Raw genomic sequence first — 16,056 nt, forward strand, 5'->3', positions numbered from 1 at the left:
TCACACAATTGAAATGAATCTATCAGAGTGATAGCCGTTCATTATGAATATCGACGTTCGGCAGTTGCGCGCTTTCATCACCCTGGCGCAATTCGGCAGCTTCACGCGGGCGGCAGGCAGCCTGAACCTGTCGCAGCCGGCGCTGACGGTTCAGATCCAGAAGCTCGAGGACGGGCTCGGCGTCCGTCTGTTCGACCGCAACACCCGCAGCGTGTCGCTGACCCGGATCGGCCGCGAATTGGCGCCCCAGCTCGGGCGTATTCTCAGTGACCTCGACGCGGTCGTCGGCGATACGCGCCAGCTCGCCCAAGGCCAGCAGGGCGTGGTGCGGCTGGCGGTGCTGCCATCCTATGCCTCAGGCATCCTGCCTGAGATCATCGCGGCCTTCCGCCGGACGAACCCACAGGTCAGCTTCATCATCCGCGATGTGATCGCAAGCCGCGTCGCCGAGCTGACCCGGCAGGAACAGGTCGACCTCGGCATCATGGGCGGGGCGCTCAGCGACCCCGACCTCGAAGTGCTGCACCGGACGCAGGATCACATGCATGTGGTTTTTCCCGATGGTCACAAATTAGGCAATCTCGATTCCGTCACCATCGACGACATCGCACCTCTCCCGCTGGTCCTGATGGACCCGGCGACCAGCGTCAGGGCGATCGTCGATGCCGCCTTCCTGACCGCGGGCCATCGGCCGATCGTCGGTGCGGAAGCGACCTATATGTCGACCGCGGTCGGGATGGTGCGCGCGGGCCTCGGGGTCGCGATCCTGCCCGGCTCGGCAATGGAGGTGCGTGCCGAGCAGACCTTGCGCTCCCGGCCCCTGAAGGCTGCGGATTTCGCGCGCCAGATCGCGCTCATCAAGCGCAGCGGCCGAACATTGCCGCCAGCGAGCGAGAGCTTTGCACAGATGCTGATGAAGGAACTGCCTGCCGCGCAAGGCGCGGACACAGCCTGAAGCGCGCCGGCGGCGTTGGTCTCCGCAATGCGGTCACGGCCTCACGCCGCCTCACGCTCCCGCCTTCTCCCGCTCCCCTCGCCGAGTTGTCCTGATCCCAGCGCCGCGGCGCTGCAAGGCAGCGCCGAACCGCGGCGAGATGACGCAAGGAGATGAGGGAACCGACAGGGGTTGAGCACAATTTATTCGCAGATGGGCATCACAAAACAGGAAGTGCATACTTTTGCGCATTGCCAGCCCGGCGCTTGAGAGCGATTCTGGCATCCGATAGCAGATGCTGATTCGCAGTTGACGTGCGCCGTGTTTCGACCAGGGGCGTTGCTGATTCTCGTTTGCCTGCGTCGAGCCGCGGCATAACCATATGCAGAGGGCTCATGTACAACGACTCTTTGTTCAACGCTTTCGCTCGCTCCTATGAGGCACGCCGCGAAACGGACATGCCGATCTCCGACTACTTGGAGGCCTGCAGAGGCGATCCGATGCTATACGCTAATGCAGCCGAACGGCTGCTGGCGGCCATCGGCGAGCCTCAGATGATCGATACGGCCAAGGATCCACGCCTTGGCCGTATTTTTTTGAACCGAACCATCCGGACCTATCCGGCCTTTGCCGGCTTCTACGGCATGGAAGAGACGATCGAGCGTATCGTCTCCTTCTTCCGTCACGCCGCCCAGGGCCTGGAGGAGCGCAAGCAGATCCTCTATCTGCTCGGCCCGGTCGGCGGTGGTAAGTCGTCCCTCGCTGAACGGCTCAAATCACTGATGGAGGTCCACCCCATCTATGTGCTGAAGGCCGGCGACGAGATCAGCCCCGTCTTCGAGAATCCCCTGAACCTCTTCGATCCCGGGACGATGGGGCCCATCCTCGAGCAGCGCTACGGCATCCCTCAGCGGCGGCTGACGGGCCTGATGAGCCCCTGGTGCCTCAAGCGGCTCGAGACGTTCGGCGGCGACATTTCCCGCTTCCAGGTCGTCAAGCTGCAGCCCTCGCGGCTGCGCCAGATCGCCATCGCCAAGACCGAGCCCGGCGACGAGAACAACCAGGACATCTCCTCGCTCGTCGGCAAGGTCGACATCCGCAAGCTCGAAAACTTCTCCCAGAACGACCCCGACGCCTACAGCTATTCGGGCGGCCTCAACCGCGCCAACCAGGGCGTTCTCGAATTCGTCGAGATGTTCAAGGCGCCGATCAAGATGCTGCATCCGCTGCTGACGGCGACGCAGGAGGGTAACTACAACGGCACCGAGAACATCGGCGCCATCCCCTTCTCCGGCGTCATCCTCGCGCATTCCAACGAGGCGGAATGGCAGAGCTTCAAGAGCAACAAGAACAACGAGGCCTTCATCGACCGGATCTGCGTCATCAAGGTGCCCTACTGCCTGAGGGCGACCGAGGAACAGAAGATCTATGACAAGCTGATCGAGGGCTCGGCGCTGAGCCGTGCCCCCTGCGCGCCAGGAACTCTGTCGATGCTGGCGCGGTTCTCGGTTCTGTCGCGGCTGCGCAACCATGAGAACTCCACCCTGTTCGCCAAGATGCGCGCCTATGACGGCGACAGCCTGCGGGAGACCGACCCAAAAGCCCGTAGCGTCCAGGAATATCGCGACGCCGCCGGCATGGACGAAGGCATGGACGGCATCTCGACGCGCTTTGCCTTCAAGGTCCTGGCGGCAACCTTCAACCACGACACGATCGAGCTCGGCGCCGATCCGGTGCATCTGATGTATGTGCTGGAACAGGCAATCCGCCGCGAGCAGCTCCCCGATGAGACCGAGAAGCGCTATCTTGAGTTCATCAAGGCCGACCTTGCCCCGCGCTATGCGGAGTTCATCGGGCACGAAGTCCAGAAGGCCTATCTCGAATCCTATGCGGATTATGGGCAGAACCTGTTCGACCGCTATGTCGACTATGCCGACGCCTGGATCGAGGATGTCGACTTCAAGGATGCCGACACCGGCCAATTGCTCGACCGCGAACTCCTCAATCAGGAGCTGACCAAGATCGAGAAACCGGCGGGAATCGCCAATCCGAAGGATTTCCGCAACGAGATCGTCAAGTTCTGCCTGCGCTCGCGGGCGAGCAATGGCGGCAAGAACCCGTCCTGGACCGGGTATGAGAAGATCCGCGAAGTCATCGAGAAGCGGATGTTCTCACAGGTCGAAGACCTGCTGCCGGTCATCTCCTTCGGCTCGAAGAAGGACGGCGAGAGCGAGAAGAAGCATGGCGAGTTCGTCTCGCGCATGGTGGAGCGTGGTTACACCGAACGCCAGGTCCGGCGTTTGATCGAATGGTACATGCGCGTGAAGCAGGCTGGTTGAGCCAGGCGCGGGAGCCATCATGAACATTGTCGACCGACGCCTGAACCCACGCGGCAAGGCTCTCGAGAATCGTCAGCGTTTTCTGCGCCGGGCCAAGGGCGTCGTGCAACAAGCGGTGAAGCAGTCCCTGCAGAGCCGCAATATCCGAGACGTGCTGGAAGGCGGGGAAGTCAGCATTCCGATGGACGGGATGGAGGAGCCCAGCCTTCGCCGGGGGAGCGGGGGCACGCATGACCACGTGCTGCCCGGCAACAAGACCTTCATTGAAGGCGATGTGCTGCCGCGCTCAGGAGGAGGCGGCAGCGGCAAGCCCGACAAGGCCGGCGAGGGAGCCGGCGAAGACGCGTTCCGCTTCGTCCTGACCCGCGAGGAGTTCCTCAACGTCTTCCTCGACGATCTGGAGCTTCCCGATCTCGCCAAGCGGCGGCTCACCGAGACCGAGCATGAAAGCCCCGTCCGCGCCGGCTATTCGGTCTCGGGGTCGCCGGCCAACATTGCGGTCAACCGCACGACGCGGCTTGCGATGATGCGCCGGATGGCGCTGCGCCGCCCGAACCCCGAGACGATTGCACGGCTTCAGGCGGAAATCGCCGCCTGCGAAGAGGATGGCTTACGCCTGGTGCTCGAGGACAAGGTCAAGGCGCTCGAAGCCAAGGTGCGGCGCATTCCCTATATCGACCCCGTCGATGTGCGCTACCGGCGCTATGAGAACGAGCCGAAGCCGGTCGCGCAGGCCGTGATGTTTTGCCTGATGGATGTGTCCAGCTCGATGACGGAGCACATGAAGGACCTAGCCAAGCGGTTCTACATGCTTCTCTATATTTTCCTGTCGCAGCGCTACCGCCATGTCGAACTCGTCTTCATCCGTCACACCGACCGGGCCGAGGAGGTGGATGAAGACACCTTCTTCCACAGCCCCGCGACGGGCGGGACGCTGGTTTCGAGCGCGCTCGAGGCGATGCGTTCGGTCATCGCGAAGCGCTATTCTCCCGAGGACTGGAACATCTACGCCGCCCAGGCCTCGGACGGCGACAACTCCTATTCGGACGAGGCCACGACGGAGCGCCTGCTCAAGGACGCGATCCTGCCGGCCAGCCAGTATTTCGCCTATCTCGAAGTTGGCGAATCCGGCCGCGAATCCATGTCCCACTCTGCCCTGTGGCGGCTCTATGAGCGATTGCGTTCGGAGGGCGCCCCGCTCTCGATCCGCAAGGTCAGTCATCGCAGCGAGATCTTCCCGGTCTTCCGCGAGCTGTTCCAGCGCCGCCAGGGCCATGAGAAGGCCGCATCATGACAACAGCCGCGATGGAACCGCTTTTCGAAGGAGCCGATTGGAGCTTCACCACGCTCCAGCGGATCCATGACGCCTGCCAGGAGATCGCGCTCTCCGAACTCGGCCTGGATGTTTACCCGAACCAGATCGAGGTCATCACGGCCGAGCAGATGCTCGACGCCTACTCCTCCACCGGCATGCCGCTGTTCTACAAGCATTGGTCCTTCGGCAAGCATTTCGCCCATCACGAGGCGTTCTACCGCAAGGGCCTGAGGGATCTGGCCTACGAGATCGTGATCAACAGCTCGCCCTGCGTGTCCTACCTCATGGAGGAGAACACGGCGACGATGCAGACGCTGGTCATTGCGCATGCCGCCTTCGGCCATAACCATTTCTTCAAGAACAACTATCTGTTCAAGACCTGGACCGATGCGGAAGGCATCCTCGACTATCTCGACTTCGCCAAGGGCTATATCGCGCGCTGCGAGGAGCGCTACGGCCAGGCGGCCGTCGAGCGGACGCTGGACGCGGCGCATGCCCTGATGTCGCACGGCGTCCACCGCTATCCCGGCAAGAGCAAGCTCGACCTGCGCCAGGAGGAAAGGCGCGAGCGCGAGCGCCGCGCGCATGAGGAGCAGATCTTCAACGACCTCTGGCGCACCGTGCCGGCCGGCCCCAGCAAGAGCGCTCTGGATCTCGGCGCCGAGCGGCGGCGCACCGTGCTTGGGCTACCGCAGGACAATCTGCTGTACTTCCTTGAGAAATCCGCCCCCCGCCTGCAGGCCTGGCAGCGCGAGATCCTGCGGATCGTGCGCCATGTCGCGCAATATTTTCATCCGCAGCGACAGACCAAGGTAATGAACGAGGGCACCGCGACCTATGTCCATTACCGCATCATGACGCGGCTGCATGAGAAGCAAGCGATCAGCGACGGGAACTTTCTCGAATTTCTCACCTCGCATTCCAACGTCGTGTTTCAGCCAGCCTTTGACCATCCGCGGTTTCCTGGCTTCAATCCCTATGCGCTCGGCTTCGCGATGATGCAGGACCTGGAACGGATCGTGACCGCGCCCGAGGCGGAAGACCGCGAGTGGTTTCCCGATATCGCCGGCACCGGGGATGCGATGGCCGTCCTGCGCGACATCTGGGCCAATTACCGCGACGAGAGCTTCATCAGCCAGTTCCTCAGCCCGCGCCTGATGCGGCAGATGCGCATGTTCCATATCTGCGACGACCCGGCGCGGACCGAAGGCGTGACGGTCGAGGCGATCCATGACGAGGCCGGCTATCGCCGGATCCGGCGCCAGCTCGCCCGCGAATACGACATCAGCTGGACCGATCCCAATATCGAGGTCGTCGATGTCGACCTCGCCGGCGACCGGCGCCTGCTTCTGCGCCATACCGTCGTGAACGGATGCCTGCTTCAGGACAAGGCCGCGACGCATGTGCTCCAGCACATCGCCGATCTCTGGAGCTATGATGTCCGGCTCCAGGAGGTCGATCCCACTGGCACGGTCTTGAAGGAACATCTGGCCAGCCCGCGCGCCATGACCCGCGCGGCCTGAACGGCGCGGCCCGGGACAAGCCTTTGATCTTGCATCGGCTTGCCCCGAAAACCGGTTCCCACTTTTCGGGCCGATGCCCTAGAATGCAGCGATTGGAGCGTTGAGCCGATCAGGCGCGAGCGTCGGCGACTGCACAGTAAGCGATGTGCTGCTCGCACCTTGGCGGGACAATCTCGGATGTCCGTTTCAAACGCCAAACTATGATAGCTAAGCGCCAACAGCGGTCGTTCGTCCATGGCCTTCCCGAGCGTACTGCTATGACGGTGCGCTCGGCGCGGGAATGCCCAGTTAGCTGGGAACTGGCCGGATCAGCTCAATCCCTCCTCTGCAAGCGCCTGGATGACCGAAGGCATTGCCTTCATGCGGGTCAAGCAGTTTCGGAGATTTTCCGGCAGATCAACGCCGCTCTTTGGCGCGACCATCAGAATCCAGAAGAGATAGCAGTCAGCGATTGTCATCTCATTGCTCACCAGGAACGCCTTGTCATCCATTTGATCCGCAAGAATGGTGAAGGCCTTCTTGATCTTCTCACGAGCACGCAGCTTTTCCGGTTCCGGGAAGTCCTTGAAGAATGGGCTATAGGCTCCATGGATTTCGGAGGACATGAAGGCGAGCGCCTCGAATGTCCGCCACCTAAGCATGTTATCATCGGGCAGAAGCTTGCCGCTCTGATCCGCAATATAGGCAAGAATGACCTGGTTCTCAGTGAGGATTGTTCCGTCGTTCATCTCAAGGGCCGGGATATAACCCTTTGGGTTAAGCGCCAGAAAATCGCGGCCATCTTCGGTCTTCCTGTTGCGGTCGATGCTGAGGAGCTTGTAGGGAAGCCCGGCCTCAATGAGCGCTATATGATCGGCCAGGCTGCAGGCGGCGGGAAAATAGAAGAGGTTCATGCTCGGTCTCCGTGTCTGGACCCATCCGAACCTCACGGGTCGGATGCCGGTCTAAAATGTTGACCACAGCCATGTATGGGACTTAAAAAGAGCCGTCAAAAGCATATATTTAGGAGCAGGTCAGATGGATATGACTGCCAAGGCGGCAGGAGCTGACTGCCGCGCTGTGAGCGAAATCCTCAGCCGCGTGGGCGACAAATGGACAATCCAGGTGGTTGTCGCTCTTCGCTCGGGCTCACAGCGCTTCAACGGGATCAAGCGGCGTGTGGGCGGGATTTCGCAACAGATGTTAACGAGGACGCTCAAGACGCTGGAACGGGACGGTATGGTCGAACGCACCGTTCGCCACACCACTCCGCCGCAAGTCGAATACATGCTGACGCCGCTCGGACATTCCCTATCTGAAACCGCGAGGCATCTCGCCGATTGGGCTGCAGCCCATCAAAGGGTAATTGCAGGTAACCGCCTCCAATACGACGCTCGCCAGCTTTGATTGTCCGCCGTCTGATATTTGCCGCTGTCCGACCATCGGCATCAAGAAGTCCGCTTCAGGCCGACTGCGGTCAATGGCGGGAATTGTATTGTATGGCGGGATAATTCCACGGCAGCAGCCCATCGATCTGGCTCTGTTTGTGACCGTTGACGGTGGCGGTGAGCGTGGCGGTCAAATACGCGAGCGGATCGACAGTGTTGAGTTTACAGGTCTCAACGAGCAAGGCGAGGGGCGCCCAGTTCTCGGCTCCTGTGTCGTGGCCAGCAAAGAGCGCATTCACTGCACATCCGCCGCCTCGCCTGTAAAGCCGCCCTCATGCGCGGCAACGAGGAGATTGGCGAAGAGCCGGCCTGGCGACGACAAGGGCCGGCTTTTCTCATAGGCCAGGAAGAACTGCGTCTTGTAGAAGACTGGCCCGGCGCCTGCGACCTCGCGCAGGCGATAGCTTTGCGACAGCTCCGAAGCGTAATGCGCCGGCAGAAAGCCGACGAAGCCGCCGGCGGCGAGAAAGGTCGCAACCGCTTCCAGGCCGGACGCCACGGCCTGCCTGGTCAATTTCAACCGTGCAGCCAGGGCGCGGGGCCGGGCGTCGCCGTCGCGCGTGACGAGAACGTAGCCAAGGCGCTCCAACTCGCCGATATGTGGCGCCGGGTCGTCGGGCCCGCCGCTGACATAGAGCCGGAACTCCTCATCGAAGATGTGCTGGAGGGTAAATTTCCCGTGCTCGCCCGGCATCCCCGTAACGCAAAGGTGCAGATGGCGCGTCGCAAGGTCTTCGAGCAGCTGGGCCGGTGGACGGATCGACATATGCAGCCGGACGCCGGGCGCTTGCAGCCGGAAGGTTGCGACAGCCGAGACGATGCGCGCATGGGGATTGCTGAGGCAGTTATCGGCGAGACCGATCATCAGATCGCCCGTCATGACGCTGCGGGCGAGGTTCAGCTCGTCGCGGACATGGTCGAGCGTGTCGCAGGCGGTGATCGAGGCGCGCAAGGTCGTGCGGCCGAGTTCGGTCAGTTCGAACCCCGCCGGCCCACGCATGCAGAGCTGGCCGCCGAGACGCTCCTCCAAAGCCTTGATGTGACGGCTGATAGTCGAGCGCTCCATATGGAGCCTGGTTTCCGCAGCAGTCAGACCGCCTGACTCAGCAACGACGCGAAATATCCGCATCAACCGAAGATCAGCTTCGGTTATGCTGGCAATCTCTTTGTGCATCCTGATGTTCATGTTGCACAAACCACAACCATGGTTTCTCAGATTGCAATTGCGACAACCAGTCCTCAACCCATAACCTGTTGAGGATGATGTTTAATCGATCAAATGCAGGCTCAAATAATACGCTTGTGCACAGCTTTTGATCGAGCGATCCGAAAGGCTCCAGCGCGTATGACCCTGCCCCTGACTGTGCCGCCCAAACCCGGGCACCAGACCTTCCTCTGGTCACCCTTGGTCACGGACCTCGACACGCTGGACGCTCATATCGCCATCATCGGCATGCCCTATGGCAATGCCTATGAGCCGCATGCGGTCTCCAATGACCAGACCAGGGCGCCCGATGCCGTCCGGAGCGTGACCGACCGCGTCTGCCGCAGCCTGGAGCGCTATGATTTCGATGTCGGCGGCCCGATCTATGCCGACCGCGCCCTCAAGGTCGTCGATATCGGCAATGTGCCCTTCGATATCCATGATCACAGAAGCCATTTCGAGCGCGCAGAAGCCGCCGTGCGCAAGGTCCTGAAGGCCGGCGCCATGCCGATCACCATCGGCGGCGATCACGGCATCCCGATCCCGATCTTCCGCGCGCTCGACGGCGAAGGGCCGGTGACGCTGATCCAGGTCGATGCCCATATCGACTGGCGCGAACATGTGAACGGCGTGCATGACGGGCTGTCGAGCCCGATCCGGCGCGCCTCCGAGATGGCCCATATCGACCAGATCTTCCAGATCGGCATCCGCGCCCAGGGCAGCGCCCGCAGCGAGGAGGTCGCGGCGGCACGCGCCTATGGCGCCAACATCATCCCGGCCTTCGAGGTGCATGACGCCGGCATCGACGCGATCATCGACCGCATCCCCGATGGCGGCCGCTACTACATCACCATCGACGCCGACGGGCTCGACCCCTCCGTCATGCCGGCAGTGGAAGGCCCGGCGCCGGGCGGCCTGCTGTTCCATCAGGTGCGCAAGCTGATCCATGGCCTGGTCCGCAAGGGCCGTGTGCTCGGCATGGATATCGTCGAGATCACCCCCTCCGCTGACGTGAACAACATCACCAGCATCGTCGCCGGCCGTCTGATCGTGAACCTGATCGGGGCCGCCGTGCGGGCCGATTATTTCGACGCGCCTCCGGTCTGATCCGGCAACGGCTGCAAATCTGCCTACGCCCAGCCGACGCCATTTCCGCCACCACGCCAGAGCACTCTGGCCATCAGAGGAGCAGCATCATGTCGCATCCGAGCCGCAGGCAATTCGGCATCATCGCGGGAGGCACGGCGCTCGCCGGGCTGCTGCCGCCTTCCCTCGCCTTCGCCGAGACGACGCTTGAAAAGATCAAGCGCCTGGGCACCGTCACCGTCGGCACCGAGGCCGCCTTCCCGCCCTTCGAATTCGTCAAGGACGGCAAGATCGTCGGCTATGGCAGCGATCTCCTCGTCGAGATCGTCAAGGAGCTCGGCGTCAAGGTCAACCAGCTCGACCTGCCCTGGCAAGGCATTCTGCCCGGCGTTCTTGCCGGCAAGTTCGATTTCGTCGCCACCACCGTTGGCATCAATGAGGAGCGGGCCAAGCGCTACGCCTATACGATGCCGATCGCCAATGGCGTGCCCTATGCGATGATGCGCAAGGGCGACAAGATGAAGGTCATCGAGGATCTGAACGGCAAGGTCGTCGCGACCCAGCTCGCCTCCTCGACCGAGCCGACCTCGCGCGCCATGGACGCCAAGCTCAAGGCCGCCGGCGGCGCGGGCTTCAAGGAACTGAAGCTCTTCACGGCCTTCACCGAAAGCTATGTCGCGCTTGCCAGCGGCGAGGTCGACGCCGTGATCCAGTCCCTCCCCAGCCTCGCCGTGCTGGTCAAGGAGAAGCCCGACACCTTCGCGCTGCTCGCGCCCGTCACCGCCGGCAGCCCCTATACCTATCTCGCCTGGGTGACGCGGCCCGACGACAAGGAACTGCGCGACTTCATCAACGGCGTCATCCGCAAGATGCGCGACGATGGCCGCCTCGCCGCGCTGCAGGAGAAATGGTTCGGCTTCAAGATGGACATCCCCGATAGCGGCTATCTTCCGCCCGGCGCCGTCTGACGCGCTGTCCAGCAGGATCGGGAGCGCAGCCTTGTCGTTTCAATTCGCCTATCTGCTCTCGGTCCTGCCTACGCTGTTTACTGCTGCCCTGGTCAATGCCCGCCTCGCCGCGATCATCGTGGTGATCGCCGTCCTCGGCGGCACGGCATTGACCATCCTGCGCTCCCTCAAGATCGCTTGGGTCAACGCGGTCATCGCGTTTCTGATCAGCTTCATCCGCGGCACGCCGCTGCTGATCCAGATCTTCCTGTTCTATTATGTCCTGCCCGCAATCGGCCTCGACCTGTCGCCCGAGGCCGCGGGTATCGCCGCGATCGCGCTGAACAGTTCAATGTTCATCACCGAGATGATGCGCGGCGGGCTTCAGACCATCGACCCCGGGCAGATCGAGGCGGCGACCGCGCTCTCCCTGCCGCGGCGGGCGATCTGGCAGAGCGTGGTGCTGCCGCAATTGTTCCGGCGCATCCTGCCCGTCCTGATCAACGAGATCACCATCGTGGTGAAAGGCACCGCGCTGCTTTCGGTCATCACCGTCGTCGACGTGTTGCGCACCGCCCAGCAGATCGCCAGCGCCAGCTACCGGCCGTTCGAGACGCTCGCCGGGGCTGCCCTGATCTTCCTCTTGATGAACCTCGTCGTGATCGCCGCCGGCTCGCTGACCGAAGCCCGGCTCGCCGTCAGGAGGGGCTGAGCCATGGCGTTCGACCCCTCGATCCTCATCCAGTACTGGCCGCTTTTCGCGCAGGGCGCCTGGCTGACGATCCAGATCACCGCCATGGCCTTCGTGCTCGGCTATGCCGTCGGCATCGTCGTGGCGCTGATCGCGCAGATTCCCAACCGGCTGGTGCGCATCCTGGTGGCCGCTTATGTCGGGGTCCTGCGCGGCATCCCCTTCATCATCATCCTCTTCCTGGTCTATTACGGCCTGCCCTTTGCCGGCATCAGGCTGCCGGCCTTCATCACCGGCACGGTCGCGCTCTCGCTCTTCGCCAGCGCCTATTATGCCGAGATCATCCGCGCCGCGATCCTTGCCTTGCCACGCGGCCAGTTCGAATCCGCACGCGTCGTCGGCATGTCGCCGCTCCAGGCGATGCGGCATGTCATCGCCCCGCAGATCCTGCGCAGCCTGGTGCCGCCCTCCACCAATATGACGCTGACGATGATCAAGGAATCCTCCGTGCTGAGCTCGATCACGGTGGCCGAGCTGACCTATCAGGGCCTGATCGTGCAGGGGAACACCTTCGCACCCTTCGAGGTCTTCGCGGCGGTGACGCTGATCTACTGGGCCATCACCATGGCGGTGGCCTGGCTTGCCGGGCTGATTGAGGCCCGCGTCGGCCAGGCACAGCGGGAGACCATCATCCGCAACCCGCTCGCCGCGGAATTCCTCTCCTTCGACAGGAGGCCGGTGCGATGAGCGCTCCTCCCATCCTCGGCGTCTCCGGGCTGACCAAGCGCTTTCGCGGCACGACCGCCCTGGACCAAGTCTATCTCGACATCGCCAAGGGCGAGGTCGTCGCGCTGATCGGCCCGAGCGGCTGCGGCAAGAGCACCTTGCTGCGCTGCCTGACCTGGCTCGAGCAACCCGATGACGGCTTCATCACCATCGAGGGCAAGCCGTTCGGGCGCGAGACCAACGGCACCGTCGTCAGGCGCCATGGCGGCCGGCAGATCGACGCCATGCGCCCGCGCATCGGCATGGTCTTCCAGCAGCTCAATCTCTGGCCGCATCTGAGCGCGATCGAGAACGTCATCCGGCCGCAAATGGTCGTGCTCGGCCGGCCGCGCGAGGAGGCGACGCAGCGTGCCCGCGCCCTGCTCGCCAGCCTCAGCCTCGCCGACAAGGCGCAGCACTATCCCGATGCGCTGTCCGGCGGCCAGCGCCAGCGCGTCGCCATAGCACGCGCGCTGGCCATGGACCCGGCCCTGATGCTGTTCGACGAACCGACCTCAGCGCTCGATCCGGAGCTCGTCGGCGAGGTCCTCGCCCTGCTGCGCGAGCTCGCCGGCACCGGCATGACCATGCTGGTGGTGACGCATGAGATCGGCTTCGCCGCCCATGTCGCCGACCGCATCGCCTTCATGGACAAGGGCCGCATCATCGAGGACGGCCCGGCGGCGCAAGTCATGAACCGGCCGGCCGACGCGCGCGTCGCCGCCTTCCTCGACCTGATCGGCTCCGGACGAGCCCCGCTGGAGACATACGCATCATGAGCCGCATCGACAGGCCCTATGTCGGCATCCCCTCCTTCCTGCGCGCGCCAGTCGTCACCGACCTTGATCGGCTCGATGCCGCCATTGCGATCATCGGCGTGCCCTTCGACGAGGGGTCGCCCTTCCTGCCGGGCAGCCGGCTAGGCCCGCGCGCCCTACGCGAGCATTCGCTGCGCTTCACCGGTGGGCTCTACGACCCGGCGACGCGGCGCGACTTCCTGACGGAGGAGCTGGCGCAGGGGCTGATCGCCGATCTCGGCGATGTCGACATCGCGCCCACCAATGTCGAGCAAAGCTTCGCCAATATCACCGCCACCGTCCGCAAGGCGCTGGACGCCGGCGCATTTCCCATCGTGCTCGGCGGCGACCATTCGATCACCTATCCGATCTTCCGCGCCTTTGACCGGCCCGTGCATGTCCTGCATTTCGACGCGCATATGGACTATGCCGACGAGGCCAACGGGTTGCGCTACACCAATGGCCACGCCTTCCGCCATGTCGCGGCGCTCGATACCGCGCTCAGCCTGACCCAGGTCGGCATCCGCAGCCTGCGCAGCGCGCGCAAGCAGCATGAGGATATCGAGGCGGGCGGCAACCGCGTCATACCGATGCACGAAGTCCGCGCGCTCGGCCCAGCCGGCATCGCAGCGCTGCTGCCGGAAGGAGCGCCGGTCTATGTCAGCATCGATGTCGACGCGCTCGACATGTCGCTGGTGCCAGGCTGCGTCTCGGCCGAGCCGGACGGCATGAGCTATCCCGATCTGCGCGACACGCTGAAGGCCGTGGCCGAGCGCAATGAGGTCGTCGGCTTCGACTTCGTCGAGGTGAATCCGCCGCTCGACGTCGGGACCGGCGTCACCGCCTATCTCGGCGCGCTCGTCGTGATCGGCTTCCTCGGCGAGATCTGCGCCCAGCCGCGCTGGCGCGACCGCCTCAAAGCCCGCTGAACATCAGGAGGATCATCACCATGCCAAGCACGCCCGTCACCATTCCCGCCCGCCGGGGCAAGGCCGCCCATGTCAGGCAAGGCCAGATCGTCAAGGTCATCAACACCCATGGCGACCAGGTCGTCGATACCTGGGCCTTCAATGCTCAGGACCTGAAGGAATTCATGTCGATGGAGCACAGCCGGCCGCATATGCTGAAGACGATCCCGATCGTCGGCGACATCATGCGCAGCAACAAGCGCCGCCCGATCCTGACGCTCGTTGAGGATACCTCCGGCGGGATCCACGACACCCTGATGGCCGCCTGCGACTGCCATCGCTATAAATTCCTCGGCGTCGAGGCGTATCACGACAATTGCGAGGATAATCTCCACGCTGCGATGCGCGAGATCGGCCTCGAAGCGCCGGAGACGCCAAGCCCGCTCAACCTCTTCATGAACATCCCGGTCAAGCCCGACCGCTCGCTCTCCTTCGAGGCGCCGGTCTCGACGCCTGGCAGCTATGTCGCACTGCGCGCCGAGATGGATCTCGTCATCGCCTTCAGCGCCTGCCCGCAGGACATCCTGCCGATCAACGGCGTCGGCCATATGCCGACCGAAGCGCATTTCACGGTGGAATGACGCGCGACATGTCCCTGCTTATGACGACCATTCCCGCCGGCCATGGCAAGGCGCTGCGGCTCAAGGCCGGCCAGACCGTGCGATTGATCAACACCCATGGAACCCAGGTCGTCGATTGCTGGGCCTGGAACGCCCATGATCTCGACGAGCACATGTCGATGGAGGCAAGCCGCGTCTGGAGCCAGCGGCTCAACCCGATCACCGGCGACAGCTTCGTCAGCAACTACCGCAACCCGATCCTGACGCTGGTCGAGGATACCTCGCCGGGTATCCACGACACCTTCATGGCGGCCTGCGACTGCCATCGCTATCGCCGCCTCGGCGTCGCCGCCTATCACCGCAACTGCCTGGACAACATGTTCGAAGGCCTTGCGGAGATCGGCCTCACAGTGCCGAGGCCGATCCTGGCCTCGTTCAACATCTTCATGAACATCGCCGTGCAAGCCGATGGGCGCAGCCTCAAGACCGCGCCGACACCGGGCCGGGCGGGCGATTACATCAGCCTGCGCGCCGATATGGACTGCGTGGTCGCCTTCTCCGCCTGTCCGCAGGATATCGTGCCAATCCAGGGCGGAGCGGCCAATATCCCGCGTGACGCACATTACGGCGTGATCGAGGACAGCTTCCCGGCCATCCCGCCTTCCCAGCCCTGGGTTCCCTGAAGGGGCTGGGCTGAGGGCGTGGTTTCGCCGCTCAGAACTCTTCCCATCCGGCGTCGCCGGCGCGGCTGTTGGCAACCTTCCTGGCCGGCGCGCGCGACGCTGGTGCAGCGGCCTGAGCCCGAGGTGCCGGTGCCGGCACTTTGGTTTGCCCAAAGGCGGCCTCGGCGAGCTTGCGCAGGCGCGCGGGCTCCGAGCCATGACCGGCCGGTGAGGCGGTTGCACCCTCAGGCCCCGTCCTGAAGGCGGCGACGAGGTCGTTGAGTTGGACGATGCGGCCCGAGAGCGAACCGGCCGAGGCTGCGCTCTGTTCGGCAAGCGCCGCATTGGCCTGCGTCATCTCGTCGAGATGAGCGACAGCCTGGCTCATCTCGTCGATGCCGTTGGCCTGCTCGCCGGAGGCCGCCGAGATCTCGGCAATGGTGGCCGCGACCTTTTGCGAGGCGGCGAGAATCTGGGTCAGGGCGTCGCCGGCCTGGCGCACCAGCGTGACGCCGGCCCCGACCTCGGCATTGGACGAGGAGATCAGGCCCGAAATGTCCTTGGCGGCGGCACCCGAGCGCTGCGCCAGCGTGCGCACTTCCGAGGCGACCACGGCAAAGCCCTTGCCGGCATCGCCGGCGCGCGCCGCCTCCACCGCCGCATTCAGCGCCAGCAGATTGGTCTGGAAGGCGATGTCGTCGATCACCCGGATGATGTCGGAGATCTTCTGCGAGGCGCTCTCGATGCGCGCCATTGCAGCGACCGCCTCAGTCGCGATCGTGCCGCCCGACTGCGCCGCCTGCATCGCTTCGGTTGCGATCGCGGCGGCCTGCCTGGA

The 16,056-nt window shown here is 63.6% G+C and carries 16 protein-coding genes and 1 pseudogene; 13 read left to right on the forward strand and 4 right to left on the reverse strand.

The window, feature by feature from the left end; translation table 11 throughout:
- Window positions 1–43: 43 nt before the first annotated feature.
- The 4 genes from BMZ97_RS29450 to BMZ97_RS29465 all read left to right on the forward strand — a co-directional run bounded on the left by BMZ97_RS29450 (window position 44) and on the right by BMZ97_RS29465 (window position 6,111).
- Window positions 44–955: a LysR family transcriptional regulator gene (locus BMZ97_RS29450; protein ID WP_092178183.1), complete on the forward strand. Its 912-nt coding sequence runs from the start codon at window positions 44–46 to the stop codon at window positions 953–955.
- 374 nt (window positions 956–1,329) lie between these two features.
- On the forward strand, window positions 1,330–3,273 hold the full coding sequence (locus BMZ97_RS29455) for a PrkA family serine protein kinase (RefSeq protein WP_092178185.1): 1,944 nt from the start codon (window positions 1,330–1,332) through the stop codon (window positions 3,271–3,273).
- A gap of 19 nt (window positions 3,274–3,292) precedes the next feature.
- On the forward strand, window positions 3,293–4,567 hold the full coding sequence (locus BMZ97_RS29460; protein ID WP_092178187.1) for a YeaH/YhbH family protein: 1,275 nt from the start codon (window positions 3,293–3,295) through the stop codon (window positions 4,565–4,567).
- On the forward strand, window positions 4,564–6,111 hold the full coding sequence (locus tag BMZ97_RS29465) for a SpoVR family protein (protein ID WP_092178189.1): 1,548 nt from the start codon (window positions 4,564–4,566) through the stop codon (window positions 6,109–6,111). Before BMZ97_RS29460 ends, BMZ97_RS29465 begins: the two co-directional genes overlap by 4 nt.
- 308 nt (window positions 6,112–6,419) lie before the next feature.
- Here the strand turns inward: BMZ97_RS29465 and BMZ97_RS29470 are convergent, their stop codons facing one another.
- Window positions 6,420–7,004: a glutathione binding-like protein gene (locus tag BMZ97_RS29470; RefSeq protein WP_092178191.1), complete on the reverse strand. Its 585-nt coding sequence runs from the start codon at window positions 7,002–7,004 to the stop codon at window positions 6,420–6,422.
- 124 nt (window positions 7,005–7,128) lie between these two features.
- On the opposite strand from BMZ97_RS29470, the gene BMZ97_RS29475 reads away from it, so the two are divergent.
- Window positions 7,129–7,497 (forward strand): winged helix-turn-helix transcriptional regulator, encoded by a 369-nt coding sequence (locus BMZ97_RS29475; RefSeq protein WP_092178193.1) that lies wholly within the window; start codon window positions 7,129–7,131, stop codon window positions 7,495–7,497.
- A gap of 70 nt (window positions 7,498–7,567) precedes the next feature.
- Here the strand turns inward: BMZ97_RS29475 and BMZ97_RS29480 are convergent.
- Window positions 7,568–7,774 (reverse strand): annotated as a pseudogene (locus BMZ97_RS29480) (transposase domain-containing protein); the annotation flags it as partial.
- Window positions 7,774–8,724: a LysR substrate-binding domain-containing protein gene (locus BMZ97_RS29485; protein ID WP_092178195.1), complete on the reverse strand. Its 951-nt coding sequence runs from the start codon at window positions 8,722–8,724 to the stop codon at window positions 7,774–7,776. The pseudogene BMZ97_RS29480 and the gene BMZ97_RS29485, both read right to left, overlap by 1 nt.
- 159 nt (window positions 8,725–8,883) lie before the next feature.
- Here BMZ97_RS29485 and BMZ97_RS29490 point away from each other — a divergent pair, with 159 nt between their 5' ends.
- From BMZ97_RS29490 to BMZ97_RS29525, 8 genes are all read left to right on the forward strand, one after another.
- A complete protein-coding gene (locus tag BMZ97_RS29490) occupies window positions 8,884–9,849 on the forward strand; it encodes an agmatinase (protein ID WP_092178197.1) in 966 nt (321 codons plus the stop codon).
- An 89-nt stretch (window positions 9,850–9,938) separates the two neighbouring features.
- On the forward strand, window positions 9,939–10,796 hold the full coding sequence (locus tag BMZ97_RS29495; RefSeq protein WP_092178199.1) for a transporter substrate-binding domain-containing protein: 858 nt from the start codon (window positions 9,939–9,941) through the stop codon (window positions 10,794–10,796).
- A 52-nt stretch (window positions 10,797–10,848) separates the two neighbouring features.
- A complete protein-coding gene (locus tag BMZ97_RS29500) occupies window positions 10,849–11,487 on the forward strand; it encodes an amino acid ABC transporter permease (RefSeq protein ID WP_348272138.1) in 639 nt (212 codons plus the stop codon).
- A 3-nt stretch (window positions 11,488–11,490) separates the two neighbouring features.
- A complete protein-coding gene (locus tag BMZ97_RS29505; protein ID WP_092178203.1) occupies window positions 11,491–12,213 on the forward strand; it encodes an amino acid ABC transporter permease in 723 nt (240 codons plus the stop codon).
- The gene (locus BMZ97_RS29510; protein ID WP_092178205.1) at window positions 12,210–13,010 is read left to right on the forward strand and encodes an amino acid ABC transporter ATP-binding protein; all 801 of its coding nucleotides are present in this window, start codon (window positions 12,210–12,212) and stop codon (window positions 13,008–13,010) included. Before BMZ97_RS29505 ends, BMZ97_RS29510 begins: the two co-directional genes overlap by 4 nt.
- Window positions 13,007–13,957: an arginase family protein gene (locus BMZ97_RS29515; protein ID WP_092178207.1), complete on the forward strand. Its 951-nt coding sequence runs from the start codon at window positions 13,007–13,009 to the stop codon at window positions 13,955–13,957. Before BMZ97_RS29510 ends, BMZ97_RS29515 begins: the two co-directional genes overlap by 4 nt.
- Before the next feature lie 20 nt (window positions 13,958–13,977).
- A complete protein-coding gene (locus BMZ97_RS29520; RefSeq protein ID WP_092178209.1) occupies window positions 13,978–14,577 on the forward strand; it encodes a DUF1989 domain-containing protein in 600 nt (199 codons plus the stop codon).
- Between the two features lie 8 nt (window positions 14,578–14,585).
- A complete protein-coding gene (locus BMZ97_RS29525) occupies window positions 14,586–15,239 on the forward strand; it encodes a DUF1989 domain-containing protein (protein WP_210188362.1) in 654 nt (217 codons plus the stop codon).
- Between the two features lie 31 nt (window positions 15,240–15,270).
- Here the strand turns inward: BMZ97_RS29525 and BMZ97_RS29530 are convergent.
- Window positions 15,271–16,056, reverse strand: a 786-nt coding sequence (locus BMZ97_RS29530) for a methyl-accepting chemotaxis protein (RefSeq protein WP_280141798.1), incomplete at its 5' end; no start/stop codon positions are given.

Origin of the sequence: Allobosea sp. OK403 (assembly GCF_900113835.1) — a bacterium.
GTDB lineage: Bacteria > Pseudomonadota > Alphaproteobacteria > Rhizobiales > Beijerinckiaceae > Allobosea.

Coding starts and splice junctions, on each gene's coding strand:
- BMZ97_RS29515 (WP_092178207.1), top strand. CDS start 13,007: ATGAGCCGCATCGACAGGCCCTATGTCGGCATCCCCTCCTTCCTGCGC.
- BMZ97_RS29490 (WP_092178197.1), top strand. CDS start 8,884: ATGACCCTGCCCCTGACTGTGCCGCCCAAACCCGGGCACCAGACCTTC.
- BMZ97_RS29485 (WP_092178195.1), bottom strand. CDS start 8,724: ATGAACATCAGGATGCACAAAGAGATTGCCAGCATAACCGAAGCTGAT.
- BMZ97_RS29495 (WP_092178199.1), top strand. CDS start 9,939: ATGTCGCATCCGAGCCGCAGGCAATTCGGCATCATCGCGGGAGGCACG.
- BMZ97_RS29520 (WP_092178209.1), top strand. CDS start 13,978: ATGCCAAGCACGCCCGTCACCATTCCCGCCCGCCGGGGCAAGGCCGCC.
- BMZ97_RS29475 (WP_092178193.1), top strand. CDS start 7,129: ATGGATATGACTGCCAAGGCGGCAGGAGCTGACTGCCGCGCTGTGAGC.
- BMZ97_RS29455 (WP_092178185.1), top strand. CDS start 1,330: ATGTACAACGACTCTTTGTTCAACGCTTTCGCTCGCTCCTATGAGGCA.
- BMZ97_RS29525 (WP_210188362.1), top strand. CDS start 14,586: ATGTCCCTGCTTATGACGACCATTCCCGCCGGCCATGGCAAGGCGCTG.
- BMZ97_RS29505 (WP_092178203.1), top strand. CDS start 11,491: ATGGCGTTCGACCCCTCGATCCTCATCCAGTACTGGCCGCTTTTCGCG.
- BMZ97_RS29450 (WP_092178183.1), top strand. CDS start 44: ATGAATATCGACGTTCGGCAGTTGCGCGCTTTCATCACCCTGGCGCAA.
- BMZ97_RS29470 (WP_092178191.1), bottom strand. CDS start 7,004: ATGAACCTCTTCTATTTTCCCGCCGCCTGCAGCCTGGCCGATCATATA.
- BMZ97_RS29465 (WP_092178189.1), top strand. CDS start 4,564: ATGACAACAGCCGCGATGGAACCGCTTTTCGAAGGAGCCGATTGGAGC.
- BMZ97_RS29460 (WP_092178187.1), top strand. CDS start 3,293: ATGAACATTGTCGACCGACGCCTGAACCCACGCGGCAAGGCTCTCGAG.
- BMZ97_RS29510 (WP_092178205.1), top strand. CDS start 12,210: ATGAGCGCTCCTCCCATCCTCGGCGTCTCCGGGCTGACCAAGCGCTTT.